This window comes from Streptomyces sp. NPDC002018, from assembly GCF_042890865.1.
In the GTDB taxonomy this organism is placed as follows: Bacteria; Actinomycetota; Actinomycetes; order Streptomycetales; family Streptomycetaceae; genus Streptomyces.
Genome location: NZ_JBIASO010000001.1, coordinates 351,388 through 366,717 on the forward strand (window position 1 = coordinate 351,388; position 15,330 = coordinate 366,717).

A 15,330-nucleotide genomic window follows, 5' to 3' on the forward strand; every position below is an offset into this window, starting at 1 on the left:
GATCGGGAGGCCGCGCGGGACGCGTGGGCGGGAGTGGATTGGAATTTCCAACTGGCTCGGGCTAGGGTGCATCCACATTCCAAACCCACCCTGCTGGAGGGTAAGCATGCGCACGCCTGCCGACGAGGCGGACACCAGAGGGACCCCACGGGCCGCGCTCGTCGCGGCCTGTCTCGGGCTCTTCACGGTCTTTCTCCAGACCACCCAGACCATCGGCACCCTGAGCGCCGTTCAGGACGATCTCGGACTGGCCGCGGCCGACCTGGTGTGGGTGCCGAGCATGTACACCCTGGTCGTCGCCTCCTTCGTGCTCGGCGCGGGCGCCCTCGCCGACCGGTGGGGGCGGCGGCGTACCTTCGTCGCGGGCGCCGCGGCCATGGCCGCGGGCGGGGTGATCCTCGTCCTCGCCACCGGGCTCCCGGCCGTGCTGGCGGGCCAGGCCGTCGCCGGTCTGGGCGGGGCCCTGATCACCCCCAGCTCGCTGGCGCTGGTCACCCACGCCCATCCCGATCCGCGCCGGCGCGCCGGGGCGATCTCCGTCTGGGCCGGCACCTCCGGGCTCGGGCTCGCCATCGGGCCCGTCACGGGAGGGCTCGCGCTGCGCTGGTGGGACTGGCACGCCGCGTTCTGGCTGGGCCCGGCCGTCGCCGTGCTCGCCGTGTTCGTCGCGCTGCGGTACGTCGGTGAGTCCCGCGTCCCCGGCGGACGGCCCGACTGGGCGGGCCAGGTGCTCGGCACCGCCGGACTCGCCCTGCTGATCTACTGGCTGATCGACGGCGGCCACCACGGCTACACCTCCGGGCGGGCCCTGGTCTGCGTCGTCGCGGCCGTCGTCCTGCTCGCCGCGTTCGCCGCGGCCGAACTGCGCCGAGAACATCCGATGGTCGATCTGCGCCTGGCGCGCGACCCCTCGTACAGCGCCTCGCTGCTGCTCGCCTCGACCGTCCTCTTCGGTTTCGTCGGCCTGGCACTGATCCAGGTGCTGTGGCTGCAACGGGTCCAGGGGCTGACCGCGCTGGAGGTCGGGACGCGGCTCCTCGCCGAGTTCGGCCTGTTCATCGTCGCGTCCGTCGTCGCGGGAATCGCCCAGCGGCGGCTCGGGCCCCGCCCGCTGATCATCGGCGGGCTGCTGCTGGCCGCCGTCGGCGCCGGGCTCTTCGCCACCGTCTCCCCGGGCGACACGTTCCCGGACTATCTGGCCGCCTTCGCCGTCTTCGGCTTCGGCTGCGGACTCGCCAACGCCCCCTCCACCGCACTGGCCGTGAGCCATGTCCCGCGCGGCCGTGAGGGCGAGGCGGGCGGCGCCGTCAACGCCGCCCGGCAGGTGGGCGCGGTCCTGGGCACCAGCATCCTCGGCACGCTGCTGACCTCACGTACCGCGAGCGGCCTCGCGGCCGGCGCCGACCCGGCCACGGCGTTCACCGACGCGGTCCGCCGCACCGCCTGGACCGGCGCCACCGTACTCCTGGCCGCGACGGCGGCGGCGCTGGGTCTGCTCGCCCTGTCGGGCCGCCGGTCCGCCCGGCCGGGGAAAGCACCGGTCGAGGAGCCGGCGCCCCGGGTCGCCACACCGCTCTGACGCCCCCGCGCCCCGGCCGGCACGGCCGGGGCGCCGAACCCCTCCGACTACGGTGGACACATGACCGCACGCCCCTGCTCCCTCGCCGCCGCGCTCGCCGTCGTCGGCGAGAAGTACTCCCCGCTCGTACTCCGCGAGATCTTCTTCGGGGTCCACCGGTTCGACGCCATCGCGCGCAACACCGGTGCCCCCCGCGATGTGCTCGCCGCGCGGCTGCGCCGGCTCGTCGACGCCGGCGTCCTGGAGAAGCGGCTCTACCACGAACGCCCGCCGCGGTACGAGTACGACGTCACCGAGGCCGGCCGGGAGCTGCGGCCGGTCCTGCTGATGCTGATGCGCTGGGGCGACCGCCATCTCGCCGATGTGCCGCCCACCGTGTACCAGCACTCCTGCGGCTCCGACCTCGACCCGGCGATCATGTGCCGCTCCTGCGGCGAACAGGTCCACCGGGGCGAACTCACCCAGCGCGTCCAGGCTCCCGGCTGGGACGCGCTGGGACAGGTCGAGGCGTAACGGGCGTACGGGCGGGCCCGGACACGGGCCGGGGCACCGCGGGACCGTACGGTCGGTCCCGCGGCGCCCCGGAGCGATCGGGGAGTGAGCGGTCCGGCGGATCAGACCGGGACGATACGGTACGTCCGGTCCACCGCCGTCTGGACGGAGATCACCCCGTTCGCCGTGGTGAACGGCACCGCCGCGCCCGAGGCGTCGGTCACGGTGAAGCTCCCCGCCGGCCACGGGTTCTTCAGCCGCAGGGTGCCACCGGCCCTGCTGGTGACCTCGGCATAGCTGACGCGGTCGTTCTCCTTCGCGCTGGACACCACGAACGCCCCCTTCTGGCGGAGCTGCCAGAAACTCGCGTTCCTGCCGGCGGGCCAGACCGGGAACAGGGTGATGATCCCCTGGTCGCTCTGGACCAGCATGCTGTTGACCGCCTCCGTCGCACCGGACTTCTCGATCCCGTGGAACGTGTCGGCGATCCGCAGGTTCGGCGCGATGCGCGCGTTGATCACCTGCTTGAACCGGTCGATGAGCGACTGCGCCGGATAGCCCACCCGGGCCGCCTGGTTGAACACCTTGGGGAAGCTGTTCTCCTGCCCCCACGAGTTCATGGCGTCGAGGGTGTCGATTCCGGTCCGCAGCTTCGCCGGGTCCGAGTTGATGCCGAGCTGGTCGGCGGGCTGGACGAATTCGAGGTTGATGGTGTTGTCACCGGGGTGGATGTCCCGGGTGTCGGACCCCTGCATGGTGCCGGGGCTCACCAGCGAGTACACCGTCTTTCCGTTGAACACCGTGGTCGGCTGGGCCGGCAGGTTGTCGAGGATGTTCTGCCAGGTGGCCCGGCGGCCGGCGTCGACACCGAGCTTCTGGCTGCCCGCGATCAGTGTGGACAGCACCTGCTTGAGCAGACCGATGTCCGCGGAGGAGTTCTGGCCCCAGGTGCCCTCGTGCGGACCGCTCCACAGCGAGTAGCGGCCGGCCGGGTCACGTTCGAGATAGCTCTCGAAGAACTGCGCGACCTGGCTCAGGAACGGATACGCCTTGGTCCTGAGGAACTCGGTGTCCTGTGTGTACTCGTAGTACGAGACGAACTGGGAGGCGGAGAAGAGGGAGTTGGAGACCTGCTGGTGGTACTGGTCGTCGGTGGTCGTACCGTACGGGCCGATCCCCACCGGGAAGAGCACCCCGGCCGGCACCCCGCCGCTCGGGAAACGCCTGCTGATGTAGTCGGGCTTCACCCGGTTCAGATCCTGCTTGGCCCGGCGCTGCGCCTCGGGGACATACGCGAGGATCGCTTCGTGGAACGGCAGGGAGAGTTCCGGGCGGTTGCTGGAGTAGACACCGTAGAACGGCGCCTGCGCGTTGTAGTTGAGATGGTAGTCACCGCTGAACTGCGGGGAGTCCGTGGTGGTCCAGATCCCGTAGAGGGCGGGAGCGGTCTTCCCGGCCCGGCTGGAGGCGCCGATGAAGTACTGCGCGGCGTAGTAGAACTTCTCCAGCACGGCGTCGCCGAGTTCGACGCCCGACCGCATCCAGTAGTTCTTCCACCAGTCGGCACGCTGGGTGTCCAGCGTCGCCAGCGAGCCCGTGGTCTGGGAACGCACCTGGGTCACCGCGTCGTTGTGCGGCGCCACCGGATTCTGCCCGCCGCCGCCGATCTGGGTGACGACCCGTACGGTCGCCCCCGCCGGGAGGGTGAAGACCGTCCTCGCGGTGGCGCCCGAGACGGTCGGGGCCTGTACGGCGGACGCGCCCAGGACCGTGGTCGCCAGCGCCCCGCGCGACACCCATCTGCTGCCGGACGCGGTGGCGCGCTCGGCCCACATCACCTGGCCGTCCACCCCCGCGGAGTTGCTGTACGCGGAGTTGGGCGTGGTGGCCCCCGCGTAGGCCGACGCCTGGAGCTGCACCGGCGCACCGCCGGTCGACGTGACGGAGGTGACCAGCACATTCCGGTCGGCCGCCAGCCAGGTCTTCATCGACACGGGCGCGCCACCCAGTGACATCGTTGTCGTCACGGTGCCGTCGACGATGTTCTGTTCCTCGCGGAAGGGCGCCGCGGGCGGGGGAGTGCCGCCGCCGCTTCGCGCGTACAGCTCGATCTGGCCGATCCTGGCCCGGGGGTTCTGTGTGGAGTCGGGTGTCGTGCCCTGGGTCGGCTCGGTGATGTCGAGCCTGATGTACCGGGTCTGTACGGCGGTGAAGGACCGGTCGACGACATCGGCGGTGTTGTTCTGCACCGTGTCGACGCTGTTCCAGTTCGTGCCGTCCGCGCTGGTCTGGAACGCCAGGTTCTTGGTGTTGAAGGCCGCGTTGCCGGGGCGCGCGGCATTGTCGTTGCGTACGACATAGCGGGCGACGGTCTTGACCGAGCCGAGGTCGAGGGTGATCCACTGCGGCTTGCCGACCTGGGAGACCCAGCCCTCGTACCCGTTGCCCCACTGGCCGTTGACAGCCCGGTCGGGGGTGAGGGAACCCTCCGTGCTGCTCGCGGTCGCCCGTGCGCCGAGGGCGAGGTTGTCGCTGTTCTGGGCGGTGGTACCGGTGATGGTCACCCCGCCGATGGGGGCCGGCTTCGGGCTGGGGTTGGCGTTCCAGAAGTCCCCCTTGGAGACATAGAACGTCTTGACCCCCGTGCTGCCGCCGGAGGTCACCCCGACGTCACCGTTTCCGAGCAGGGCGGTGTTGGGCATCGCGTTCGATATCGAACCCGAGTAGGCCTGGTCGGTCCAGACCCCCTTGATGGCGGCCAGCTTGGCCCGCAGGGTGTCCCACTGCTGGGCGGGCGTCGGCGGTCCCGCCGCCAGGGCCCGTACGGACTCGTCGCCCGCGCTTCCGGCCACCGCGCTGCCGGGAATCGCGAGCGGTACGGCGACGGCCAGGGCCACCGCCACCGCGTACCCGCGTGGTCGTCCGAATCCGCGGATCACTCTCCGCGTCGTACTCTCCTGCCCCATTGCGGCTCTCCTTCGAGTCGGGGTCTTGTGGGTCGGGGTCGTGCGAGAGGGCGGTACAGGTGCTTCCGTGCGGTGCGGCCGGGCGGTCCCCCGCACGGCCGCACGGTCCTCCGGGAACCAGCGCTACGGCTTCGGCCTGGGCAGGTCGAAGCCGATGGCCCGGACGTTCTCCAGTCGCCCGTACGGGGTACGGGTCGTCCCGATGTCCTTGCCGAGGGACTCGATCCCGGCCTCGATCCCGAAGAGTCCGGCGAGGACGGCCTCCGTCACGGCGACGGCGGCGTTGCTGTCCCGGTTCGCCACGCCCCGGCCCGCGACCCGGTAGCCGCCGTCCGCGGCGACCTCCATGGCCTGGCCCCACAGCCCGCCGGAGGTGGCGCGGTGCGCGCGGCGCAGCACCCCGGCCGCGACCTCGGGACGGCCGAGTCGGCACAGCCCGAAGGCGGTGGCCCCGGGCCAGGCCGCGAAGGCGCCCGCGGCGCCGTGGTCCGGCCGGTCCGAGAGCGGCGCCACCGGGTCCCCGGGGTCCAGGGCCCGCATCCAGTCGCCGTCCAGGAGGTGTTCGGTGACGAACCGGACCATCTCCGCGCGCTGGTCCGCCGTCAGGTCCTCGGCCATGTCGGCGGCGACGAGTCCGAAGTCGAGACAGTGCCCGATGACCTCGTCGCCCTCCGGATGGGAGATCATCCAGCGGCCGTCCCCGGCGTACTGGCCGAGCACGGCGGCGGACAGCTCGGCCGCCTCGGCCTCGGCCACCGCGGCCTCCGTCCCATGGCCGTCACCGAGCGCGCGCAGCAGCGCGGCGAGGGAACGCAGCATGCCGACATAGCCGGCGTTCAGCGAGACCACCGCGTCCCGGTAGTTCGGCACGCACTCCAGCAGCTCCCAGGCGTCCCGGCCGAAGTCGGCCAGCACGCCCCCGCCGAAGGTGGCCCGCAGGGTGCTCGGGCGGAACGCCATCTCCCGCAGATGCTGGAGCACGGACCGGCCGCCGGCGCTCTCGTCGAGCAGCGCGAGATCGCCGGTCACCCCCACATACGCCTTCACCGTCCTGAACAGCGCGTGGTCGTTGGCGGAGTAGTGATTGCCGACCGGCAGCAGATTGCGGGTGTCGAAGGAGTGGCAGCGCTCGTACGGCTGCGCCAGCGCCGCGAGGATCCAGCGGCGCAGGCCGTCGGGTTCGAGCAGGGCCGCGGTCCTGGCCCACTCCGAGATGTCCCAGAAGAAGGTGGTGGTCGCGCCGAGGCGCGGACCGCCGGTCAGGAACACCGGACCGACCGGGCTGACGGTGGTGTTGCGCAGATAGACGGCCAGCAGCGCGCCCAGATAGTACGTACGGGCCAGGTCCGCGTCCTCGGTGCGCAGGGTCGGCAGATGCCCGGAGAACTCGCTGTTGCCCGGCTGGAACGCGCTGTCCCAGGTCCGCCGCCAGCGCTCGGCCACCGCGTCGAACTCCGCCTCGAAGGAGGCGGCGGTGTCCGCCGCGTCCCGCGCCACGGCCCCGGCGGAGTCACCGATCTCCAGCACCACCCCCAGGACGGTCTCCTCGCCCGGCCGGAGCGTGAGGTCCCAGCGGGCGGTGCCGCGCGCCCCCGCCGTCCCGATCGCGTCGGGCGCGGCCGAGAAGGCGTAGGCGCTGCGCGCGGCCGACCGGGAATCGGCGACCGAGACCGTGCCGGCGGCATCGGCCGTGGCGGTCCAGCGCTGTCCCTCCCACCAGGCGGCGGTGGTCAGCAGGGGCGCGTCGTCCAGCAGCAGTTCGGCGCCCGTGTCGGCGACCAGGACCGCCATCCGGTGCCAGGCGCCGGGGGAGAGGGGCTCCGCGGCGATGAGCCGCTCGCCCGCGATCCGCAGGACGGGACGTCCGTCCTCCAGCGCGACCTGGAGCGAGTCGGGGTGGTTGCCATGGGTGAGGATCACACCGGTCTGTTCCGGGGTGTCCACCCGTACGGAGAAGAGGAGGACGTCCCCGCCGCCGAGCCCCACCGTGCCGATGCGCAGATCGGTGCCGGGCCCCACCGCGTACTCCACGGCAGGGCCGTCCGTGTCGCGGCCGCTGTCACCGACCGGGAGGACCTCGCCGGTCGCGGCGCGGCGTACGGCGATCTCCCTGACGCGGCAGGCCGCACCCGGCGCCCGTACCCGCCCGGAGTCCGGCGTCGAATGGTCGGGCAGCTCCGACTCCAGCAGCATCGGCTCGGTGTCCTCGTCCCGCTGGATACCCGGGACCCGGGGGCTGCCGAGGCGTACCCACCGCTCCCCGACGGGCAGGAACTGCACCTGGCGCGGCCGGTCGGCCACGGCCTCGTCACGGATCCGCTCGGTGGTGAAGTAGTCGTGGTGGTGGCCGTCGTTCCACGGAGTGCCGTAGAGCCAGCCCCAGTCCACCTCGGAGTGGGCGAAGGGGGCGAGCAGTTCCTGCTCCACCGCCGCCGTCACCGGCTCGGACGTGGTGTTGCGCAGCACGAGCCGCCACAGCAGACGGCTGCGCTCGTACCCCATCCGGACCTCGGTGGTGACCGTCAGGGCGCCGGCCTCCGCCGCGCGCCGCACACCCCAGGGCGCCCAGCGCAGCCGCTCGGCGGCCGGTACGGAGCCGTCGATCCGCAGCGCGCCGGTGTGGTAGCCGCCGCTGTACGGCGCAAAGGCGAGCCAGGACAGCGAGGTGAGATCGCCGTTGACATGGCCCTGGCCCCACTGGTTGCGCAGCGAGGGCAGATGGTTCAGCTCGGCGCGGCCGGTCCACTCACCGGCCAGCTCGTCCAGGGCGGGAACGCCGCCGTCCGGCCGGTTCACTTGGAGGCTCCTGACATGAGTCCGTGGATGAACTCGCGCTGGCTGACGAGATATCCCACGACGGGGATGACAGCGGCGAGGAACATGATCCCGAAGAGCTGGCTGTAGTCGGTCGAATAGGCGCCGAGCGAGACATAGATGCCGGTGGTGATCGTCTGGCCCTGGAGCGGTCCGAGAATGAACTGCGGGTTGAGGAAGTCGTTCCACACCCACAGCCCCAGGAAGATCGCCACGGTCGCGGTGGCCGGGCGCACGACCGGGAAGACGATGCGCCACCACAGCCGCAGATCGCCCGCGCCGTCCATCCGCGCGGCCTCGATGACCTCGCGCGGGATCGTGCGCAGGAAACCGACGTAGACGAAGACGGCGAACGACAGATACCCGCCGCCCACATTGGACAGGATCAGCCCCGCGTACGAGTTGGCCAGCCCGATCGAGCGCAGCAGCGTCACGATCGGCAGCAGCACCACCTGCGGGGGCACCATCAGACCCAGCGCGAACACCGCGAGCAGGGCGCCCCTGACCCGGGGCGGGCGCTCGGAGATGTAGAAGGCGAGCATGGAGCTCAGCGGGACGAGGATCACCAGTGTCGCCGTCGTCACCACGACCGAGTTGAGCAGACCCGCCTGGACCAGGTTGTCCGGCCTGCTCAGCGCGTTGACGATGTTGTCGAAGGTGAACGGGACCGGCGGGGCGGCCGGATTGGAGACGATCTGGTCCTGTGTCTTGAACGCGCTGACGAACGCGACGTACACGGGCAGGATGAACGCCAGGGTGATCAGCCAGGCGCCGAGGAGACGCGGCCTGCCGTGCGGGCGGGACCGCGCGGAGCGGGCGCCGCCGTCCGCGCCGGCCGGCGGCGCGGATCCGGTGCCGGCGGAGGCCGGGGTCCCGGTGGACCTCCCGGTCCTGGCGGACTTCCCCGTTCCGGCGGACCGGGTGGTGGGAGCGCTCACAGGTTCGTCTCCCTTCGGCGGAGCACCGCGGTGACGCCGTACGAGACCACGGCGGTCAGCGCCAGCAGGAACATGGCGATGGACGAGGCGTAGCCGAACCGGTTGTCGGTGAAGGCCACGGAGATCAGATAGAAGGCCGTCGTCTGGGTCGACTCCGCGGGGCCGCCGCCGGTGAGGACGGCCACCACGTCGTAGAGCTTCAGCGTGGTGATCAGACACAGGACGACACTGATCGTCGTACCGGGCGCGATCATCGGCAGGGTGACATGCCGGAAGCGGCCGAGGACACCGGCGCCGTCCATCCGGGCCGCCTCGTACAGCTCCTGCGGTACGGACTGGAGCGAGGCGGTGTAGACGACGGTGGCGAAGGCGATGGTGATCCAGCTCACGACCGCGCAGACCGACACCACGGCCAGTTGTGAGTCACCGAGCCAGGCGACGGGTTCGTCGATCAGCCCCAGTCGGGCCAGCGCGTTGTTGAGCAGGCCGTTCTGGGTGAGGATGCTGCGCCAGATGAATCCGACGATGACCCCGGACAGCACCTGCGGGATGAAGATCAGCGTGCGCATCACCCGGTAGTTGGCCGAGGAGCGGTTGAGGACGATCGCGAGGAGCAGGCCCACCGCGTTGGCGATGACCGTGACGGCCACGACCACGGTCATCGTGAACAGGAGGCTCGACAGGAGCCGGTCGTCCGACAGCAGTTCGCGGTAGTTGGCGAGCCCGACGAAGGCGCTGTCGGCCCGCAGGGGATTCTTGTCCGTGAAGCTCAGGAAAAGGCTCTGCACCAGCGGGTACAGAAGGAACATCCCGTAGAGGAGGACCGCGATCAACGCGGCGGGCGCCAGCCCGGGACTTCGGCCTGCTCGTAGTGATCGTGTGGGCACAGCGTGATCCTTTCTGCCCCGAAGGCGGGGGCGGGGCCGCGGACTCCGGTGCCGCGCGGTGTCAGGGCCGTACGGCACCGGAGGGTCCTTCGAAGCGGTTGACAACGATGTCATCGAAGCCTGGACCGCTACCCCGCCCGTCACTTCCGACGGGCCCCGGCTACTTGGCGGCCTTGTCCCAGTCGGCGTCGAACGAGGTCAGCTCATCCTTGACGTCGGAGCTGGTGAACAGCTTCTGCGCCAGGGAGTTGAACTGCTCGACCACACCGGGCGGGAGCGCGTCGTCGTTGTTGACCTGACCGAACGCGCTGACCTTCGTGTTGTCCTCGGTCACGAGCTTGAAGCCGTCGGTGTAGACCGGGGTCACCTTGGCTCCGAACTCCTCGAAGGGGACGTTCTTCAGCATGGGGAAGGCGCCGTCGGTCTCGATCAGCGTCTTGAGGTTGGCCTTGGAGAGCGACCAGGCCTGGGCGAACGTGGTGGCGGCGCCGACGTTCGAGGACTTGGCGCTGACCGCGGTCGTACCGCCGGTGTTGAACGGGACGATCGGCTTGCCGGTCCCGCTCGGCAGCAGGAAGGTGCCGAAGTCCTTCGCCGCCGCGGCGGGGATCTGGCCGATGAACCAGCTTCCCATCGGATACATGGCGCTCTCGCCGTCCAGGAACTGCTTGTTGGCGTCCGCGTAGCTGACGCTCAGGGCGCCCTTGTCGAAGGCTCCGGCCTCGACGAGCTGACGGTACTTGCCGACCGCGGCGGTCATCCCGGGGTCGGTGAACTTGACCTCGTTCTTGTACCGCTTCTGGATCCAGCCGGGGTCCGCGCCCAGCACATCGGCGGTGATGATGCCCGACAGCGGGATCGCCGCCGACCAGGGCTCGCCGCCCGCCATCTCGACCGGGGTGACGCCGGCCTTCTTGAGCCTGGTCACGACCGTGACGAACTCGTCCCAGGTCGTGGGTACCCGGAGGTCGTTCTCCGCGAAGATCTTCTTGTTGTAGAAGATCATCGGGATGATCTGGGAGTTGGTCGGCGGTATGTAGGACTTGCCGTCGATCGCGTTGCCGTCGGGGTCGGTGAAGTTCTCGTCCAGCCACGTCTGGTCGAACGGCTTCAGCAGCCCGGCCGCCGTGAAGTCCTTCGGGTTGACGGAGGAGAGGATGTCGGGGAACTGTCCGGAGGCCTGGAGCTGCTTGGCGTAGGCCGTACGGTCCGCGTCCGGCGAGACGATCTTCTTGATCTCGGTGTCCGGGACGTCCTTCCGCGCCTCCGCGATGGAGGTGTCCCAGAACGCGGCGGTGAGCGCCGGGGTCTCGAAGGTCATGAACGTCAGGGCACCGCCGCTGCCGCCGCCCGCCGACGTGGCGCTGGTGGAGCAGCCGGTCAGCGCCAGGGCACCGGCGAGACCGCCGGCCGCCGCCATGAGGGCAGGTCTGCGCTTCATGTCATCCTCCTTGATGCTTCACGCGATGCGGCCGGAGACCGGCCGCGCCGCGAGCCGTCGAGCGAATTACCTGGTCCTGAAGAACCCGCTCGCGGGGAGGGGAGCGGGGGTGGGACGTTCCATGAGACCGGGCGTTCGGGCAGCGGAACGGTCACCGGGCGCCCCGTCCGCGCCCGTCCACCGTGCCGCCCGACATGGGCGTGTGCCGCTCCGCAGGCCCCGGTCGGACCTGGTGAACACCCTTGTTTCGTATACTTTTCAGAAGAGTAGCCAGCATCACCACGCAGTCAAGACTCGTACCGACCTTTACCGGATCGAGACCGATCGAGACCGTTCCTCCTGTGGGGCGGAGTGGATCTCCTCGGCATATGTGCAGATCGCAAGGGGTCTTGACGATCCGGTCACCGTGCGTTCGACTCTGCGGTGGCCGGTGCGCACGGGAACGCGTAACGGACCCCGCGCCACCAGAGGAAAGACGAAAAAAATACAATCGATGGGCGGGGGCGTCCCGGCGCCCCCGAGCCCCCAGGCACCCGCACCGTCGGCGGCCACCGGCTGACGGTGTGTCAGTGCCGGGTGGCGAGCGCCGGCGGCGGGCATCGCCGGACGGGGAACCGGGCACCGGAACCAGGACCAGGAACGGGAGGGGGAGCGGCACCATGGCAGGCGCGCCTCGACGACAGGCACTCGCGGACACCGCCTATGACACGATCCGTCAGCGGCTCGTCGACCACGACATCGAGCCGGGCACGAAGCTGAACATCAATACGCTCGCCCAGGAGCTGACGATCTCGCAGACTCCGCTGCGTGAGGCGCTGGCGCGTCTTGAGGCGGAGGGCCTGGTGGTGAAACGTTCGCTCGCCGGCTACACGGCCGCGACCCTGCTCAGCAGCCGCAGTCTGCGCGAGCTGTTCGAGGTGCGGCTGCTGCTCGAACCGGCGGCGGCCTCGGCCGCGGCCCTCCAGGTGACCGAGTCCGATCTGCGGCAACTCGCCGACCAGCTCGCGGAGATGCGGGAGGCGGCGCGGGACTTCCGGAGCCGCTCGACGCTGCTGCTGTATCTGCACCACGACTCCGTCTTCCACGACCGGATCGCCTCCCTGAGCGGGAACGCGTTCCTGCGTCTGACGCTGGAGCGGCTGCACGCGCACGCGCACCAGTACCGGCTCTCGTTCCGCGAGGGATGGGCGGAGGAGACCTGCCGGGAGCACGAACGCATTCTGGAGGCGCTCGGCGAGAACGACGACGAGACGGCCGCCGCCCGTATGCGCACGCATCTGCGCAGGGCGCAGACACGGCTGATCGAGGCGGCGACGGAGTAGGGCGCGGCGGAGCGGAGGGCGCGGGGGAGCGGAGGGCGCGGGGAGCGGAGGACGCGGGGGAGCGGAGGGCGCGGGGCAGCGGAGGGCGGAGGAGGGAGCCGGCCGGCCACACGGGAGGCCGGCCGGCCCAGCGGTCCCATAATCTTCATGTCCACGTCATGACAGGGGCGGGCTGTGCGTCATCCGGCGACCGGATAGTGACGGCCGCCCGCACATCGACTGCCCCAGCCTCAGGAGAACCCGTGAAGCTCCGGCGATCCGCCCGTGCCGCCCTCGTCACCCTCCTCCTCCCCGTGGGACTGCTCGCGGTGCCCGTCCAGGCACACGCGGCCGGACCCAGCGACGCCGATCTCGCCTACCGGTGGGCCCCGGTCCACTACCAGGACAGCGCGTCGGGCCACTACAGCGCCGACTACCTCTCGCGCGTCGACTACGACGGCGACTGGAACACCCTCAACAACTGGGAGAACCTCGACGCGGACCCCGCCCGGCTGACCGGCACGGCGTACTACTCCGTGGTCGAGACCTCGACCCACTGGTATCTGACCTACGCCTTCTACCACCCGCGCGACTGGAAGATCTCCTCGCACGAGAACGACATGGAAGGCGTCGTCGAGGTCGTCCTCAAGGACGGCAGCACCTACGGCACGCTCCAGGCGGCCGTCACCCAGGCCCACGACAACTACTACTCGTACATCCCGGCGGGCAGCCCGTTCCAGGGCAACCGCGAGAACATCGACGGCACCCTGCTCATGGAGAACCACGACGGCGCGCAGCACCCCACCGTCTTCCAGGAGGCCAAGGGCCACGGGATGTACAACTGGAGCGGCGGAAGCTTCCCCGGGGGTGACGGCATCGTCTACCGTCCCAGCCGCACCGCCGGTACGGTCCCCACCGGCGGCAACGACCGCGCCGCCTCCTACCAGCTGGTCGACATCTTCTCCTCCGGCGGGCTGTGGGAGCGCCGCGACGCGAAGCCCCCGTACGCCTCCTGGGGCACCTTCGCCGGGGACAACGGCAAGGACAACGCCGCGCACACCCCCTGGGCCTGGGACGACACGAACGACGGCAGTGACCTCCAGGCCGGTTCCATCGCGGGCGACCCGGCCTATCTGATCGGCCAGTACTTCAAGAACACCGGAACGTTCAGCCTGAGCTACACCCGTAACGCCTACCGGCCCTGAAGGTCCTGAGGGCGTCCTGAGGACGTCCTCAGGGACGGACACGAGCGGCGGCCGGACGGCGGGCCGTCTGCCGCTCGTGCGCGGGTAGCCTGCTGTTGGGGCGTACGTCATAAGCCGTCTCTAGCGTCCCTGCCATGAAGAAGCTCCTGATCATGCTCAGCGCCGCCGCGCTGACCGTCGGTCTCGCCTCACCCGCGGTGGCCGACCGCGACCACCACCACCGTCCCACCGAGTTCGGCCGGGCCACCCTGACCGGATTCGCGTCGCTGCCCGCGGAGACGTTCGTGCCGGGCAGCCCGCCCTCCGGCGCGGCCCTCGGCACGGCTCCGTCCAACGGCATCACGCCGCCGTTCGCCGGACAGCCGGTCCAGGGATTCAGCGGCATCCTCAACCGGCACGACGGCACCTTCGACGTACTGTCCGACAACGGTTACGGCAACCAGGCCAACAGCGCCGACTTCCTGCTCCGCGTCCACCACATCAAGCCGGACCCGCGGACCGGCAGGATCAAGGTGCTCGGCGGCTTCAACCTGAGCGACCCCTACCGCCATGTGCCGTTCGCGCTCACGCGTGCGGACCGGGTGCTGACCGGCGCCGACTTCGACGTCGAGTCCATCGTGCGCGCCTCCGACGGCACCTACTGGACGGGCGACGAGTTCGGCCCGTTCCTGCTGCACTTCTCGGCGAAGGGCCGCCTCCTCCAGGCCCCGATCCCGCTCAAGGGCGTCCAGGCGCCGGAGAACCCCTATCTGAACGGCGCGACCCCCAGTCTCCCGGCCAGCAAGGGCTACGAGGGCATGGCCCGCTCGGTCGACGGCCGTCATCTCTACCCGCTCCTCGAAGGCTCGGTGGCCGGGGACACCCCCGGCGATCTGCGGATGAACGAATTCGACCCGCGCGAGGGCCGGTACACCGGCACCCGCTGGATCTACCGGCTGGAGTCGCCCTCGAACGCCATCGGCGACGCGATCGCCGTGGACAGCCACCGCTTCCTGGTCATCGAGCGCGACGGCGGCCAGGGCGACGACGCCGCGTTCAAGCGCGTCTACCTGGCCGACAACCGTGACCGCGACGGTGACGGGGCCATGGACAAGACGCTGGTCGCCGACCTCCTCGACATCGCCAACCCCAAGGGCCTCGGCGGTTTCGGGAAGACCTTCCGCTTCCCGTTCACCACGATCGAGGACGTGGTCCTGCTCGACGACCGGACCCTGGCCGTCATGAACGACAACAACTTCCCGTTCTCCTCCGGCCGTACGCCGGGCGTGGCGGACAACAACGAGTTCATCACCGTACGTCTCACGGACCCGCTGAACGCCGACAGGCGCGCGTTCCGCTGACACGGGCCGCCGGTCCCGGCCGGCGGCGGGCCACCGGGTGATCGAGGAGCGGCAGCCCACCGCCCCCGCGATCTCCCATCGCCACCACGGTCTCCCGGTGGCCCGCCGGGCCCGGTCCGCCGGGGGTTTGTTCACCGATGCGAATCCGAGCGGTCCATGTCACAGGTTCGTTACCCCCCGGCGCGCATCGATCCCCGCAGCCGGGGCACCGAATCGGTGGTCGGCGGACCCGGTCGCGCGAGGGACCGGAACCGCGGGGGAGACATACGCAGAGTCCCCCGTCACGGGTGTTGACGCACACTCATTCTGTGACGGACCATCACATCAGGTGCACAACGCGGAGTTGGGCGCCGTAATGTCGAAGGAG

General features: G+C 70.5%; 10 protein-coding genes. 5 read left to right on the forward strand and 5 right to left on the reverse strand.

The features are described 5' to 3' along the window. Nucleotides 1-106 precede the first annotated feature (106 nt). Both ACFYYH_RS01525 and ACFYYH_RS01530 read left to right on the forward strand, forming a co-directional pair. Nucleotides 107-1,579, forward strand: a complete 1,473-nt coding sequence (locus tag ACFYYH_RS01525; protein ID WP_388544360.1) for an MFS transporter — start codon at nucleotides 107-109, stop codon at nucleotides 1,577-1,579. A 60-nt stretch (nucleotides 1,580-1,639) separates the two neighbouring features. Next, on the forward strand, nucleotides 1,640-2,092 hold the full coding sequence (locus tag ACFYYH_RS01530; RefSeq protein WP_388544363.1) for a winged helix-turn-helix transcriptional regulator: 453 nt from the start codon (nucleotides 1,640-1,642) through the stop codon (nucleotides 2,090-2,092). 101 nt (nucleotides 2,093-2,193) lie between these two features. Here the strand turns inward: ACFYYH_RS01530 and ACFYYH_RS01535 are convergent, their stop codons facing one another. From ACFYYH_RS01535 to ACFYYH_RS01555, 5 genes are all read right to left on the reverse strand, one after another. Further along, nucleotides 2,194-5,037 carry a discoidin domain-containing protein gene (locus ACFYYH_RS01535; protein WP_388544366.1) on the reverse strand — a complete coding sequence of 948 codons (2,844 nt, stop codon included), beginning with the start codon at nucleotides 5,035-5,037 and terminating at the stop codon, nucleotides 2,194-2,196. A gap of 123 nt (nucleotides 5,038-5,160) precedes the next feature. Next, a complete protein-coding gene (locus tag ACFYYH_RS01540) occupies nucleotides 5,161-7,833 on the reverse strand; it encodes a laminin G domain-containing protein (RefSeq protein ID WP_388544369.1) in 2,673 nt (890 codons plus the stop codon). Continuing rightward, nucleotides 7,830-8,789, reverse strand: coding sequence for a carbohydrate ABC transporter permease (locus tag ACFYYH_RS01545; protein ID WP_388544371.1), 960 nt, complete (start codon nucleotides 8,787-8,789; stop codon nucleotides 7,830-7,832). The genes ACFYYH_RS01540 and ACFYYH_RS01545 overlap by 4 nt, the downstream gene beginning before the upstream one ends. Then, nucleotides 8,786-9,598: a carbohydrate ABC transporter permease gene (locus tag ACFYYH_RS01550; protein WP_388544374.1), complete on the reverse strand. Its 813-nt coding sequence runs from the start codon at nucleotides 9,596-9,598 to the stop codon at nucleotides 8,786-8,788. The genes ACFYYH_RS01545 and ACFYYH_RS01550 overlap by 4 nt, the downstream gene beginning before the upstream one ends. A gap of 238 nt (nucleotides 9,599-9,836) precedes the next feature. After that, on the reverse strand, nucleotides 9,837-11,117 hold the full coding sequence (locus ACFYYH_RS01555) for an ABC transporter substrate-binding protein (protein WP_388544377.1): 1,281 nt from the start codon (nucleotides 11,115-11,117) through the stop codon (nucleotides 9,837-9,839). A gap of 659 nt (nucleotides 11,118-11,776) precedes the next feature. On the opposite strand from ACFYYH_RS01555, the gene ACFYYH_RS01560 reads away from it, so the two are divergent. The 3 genes from ACFYYH_RS01560 to ACFYYH_RS01570 all read left to right on the forward strand — a co-directional run bounded on the left by ACFYYH_RS01560 (nucleotide 11,777) and on the right by ACFYYH_RS01570 (nucleotide 14,963). Next, entirely contained in the window at nucleotides 11,777-12,439 is a 663-nt protein-coding gene (locus tag ACFYYH_RS01560; RefSeq protein ID WP_388544379.1) for a GntR family transcriptional regulator, read from the forward strand. 242 nt (nucleotides 12,440-12,681) lie between these two features. Beyond that, nucleotides 12,682-13,623, forward strand: coding sequence for a hypothetical protein (locus tag ACFYYH_RS01565; RefSeq protein WP_388544380.1), 942 nt, complete (start codon nucleotides 12,682-12,684; stop codon nucleotides 13,621-13,623). A 134-nt stretch (nucleotides 13,624-13,757) separates the two neighbouring features. After that, nucleotides 13,758-14,963 carry an esterase-like activity of phytase family protein gene (locus tag ACFYYH_RS01570; RefSeq protein WP_388544383.1) on the forward strand — a complete coding sequence of 402 codons (1,206 nt, stop codon included), beginning with the start codon at nucleotides 13,758-13,760 and terminating at the stop codon, nucleotides 14,961-14,963. Nucleotides 14,964-15,330 lie beyond the last annotated feature (367 nt).

Coding starts and splice junctions, on each gene's coding strand:
- ACFYYH_RS01525 (WP_388544360.1), top strand. CDS start 107: ATGCGCACGCCTGCCGACGAGGCGGACACCAGAGGGACCCCACGGGCC.
- ACFYYH_RS01530 (WP_388544363.1), top strand. CDS start 1,640: ATGACCGCACGCCCCTGCTCCCTCGCCGCCGCGCTCGCCGTCGTCGGC.
- ACFYYH_RS01535 (WP_388544366.1), bottom strand. CDS start 5,037: ATGGGGCAGGAGAGTACGACGCGGAGAGTGATCCGCGGATTCGGACGA.
- ACFYYH_RS01550 (WP_388544374.1), bottom strand. CDS start 9,598: ATGTTCCTTCTGTACCCGCTGGTGCAGAGCCTTTTCCTGAGCTTCACG.
- ACFYYH_RS01555 (WP_388544377.1), bottom strand. CDS start 11,117: ATGAAGCGCAGACCTGCCCTCATGGCGGCGGCCGGCGGTCTCGCCGGT.
- ACFYYH_RS01560 (WP_388544379.1), top strand. CDS start 11,777: ATGGCAGGCGCGCCTCGACGACAGGCACTCGCGGACACCGCCTATGAC.
- ACFYYH_RS01570 (WP_388544383.1), top strand. CDS start 13,758: ATGAAGAAGCTCCTGATCATGCTCAGCGCCGCCGCGCTGACCGTCGGT.